This is a genomic window from Pseudomonas sp. GD04019, from assembly GCF_029837695.1.
In the GTDB taxonomy this organism is placed as follows: domain Bacteria; phylum Pseudomonadota; class Gammaproteobacteria; order Pseudomonadales; family Pseudomonadaceae; genus Aquipseudomonas.
This window is the reverse complement of sequence record NZ_JAOEEA010000031.1, coordinates 1-776: the sequence shown is the minus strand read 5'-3', so window position 1 is coordinate 776 and position 776 is coordinate 1. Positions and strand designations below refer to the sequence as shown.

Genomic DNA, 776 nt, shown 5'->3' with positions numbered 1-776 from the left:
TGCCCTCGGCCAGCTGCTGGTCGCTGCGATGGCGCTCCAGGGCGCGCTGGGACAGGTGCTTGCCACGGCCGCGCTCGGTGAAGCGGCCGGGGTAGTCGTAGTCTTCCAGGTCCGGCTTGGCGTCACCCTTGTGAGCGGCTTCCAGTTGCAGGCGTGGCTTCTCGAAGTCGTAGTCGCGGCGGGTGACGCGGCTGGTGCGGGTGGCCAGGCGCAGGGCGAAGCGCTTGATCACCGGGTCGTCCGCCACCAGGCCGGAGTCCTGCTGGTAGGCGGTGGTGGCGAGTTTGGGAAAACCGGTCTGGTCGTCGCCAAACATCAGCACATGGCCCTCGGGGCTGTGCTGGAAGTGGTAATGGATGCCTTCTTCCTCGCACAGGCGCTGGATGAAGTGCAGGTCGGATTCGTCGTACTGCACGCAGTAGTCGCGAGCAGGGTAGGTGCCTCCCAGCTGAAAACGCTGGCCAGAACCTTCGAGGATGCCGTGCTCGCTCAGCACCTGGGCGACGATCTGCGGCACGCTCAGGTGCTGGAAGATGCGCTGGTTGATGCGGTGGCCGAGCCAGGCCAGCTGCGGGCGCAGGGTCAGGTGGTAGCGGGTCAGGCGCTGGCCGGAATCGCCCTGGGCGCAGGCGTGCACCTGGGCGTGGATGCCGTTGCCCTGCGCATCCAGGGTCAGGAAGGCCGGCTGGCCGAGCAGCGTGTCCAGTTCCAGGTCCGGGCGCTGGCTGACCAGGGTGACCTCGAACACGAAGGGCTGGCTGAGCGCCTCATGGCCG

General features: G+C 67.7%; 1 protein-coding gene. It reads right to left on the bottom strand.

Going from position 1 to position 776, the window contains the following annotated elements; genetic code table 11:
- A partial coding sequence (tssI, locus tag N7607_RS23065; RefSeq protein WP_279869500.1) for a type VI secretion system tip protein TssI/VgrG occupies window positions 1-776 on the bottom strand: 776 nt, incomplete at both ends.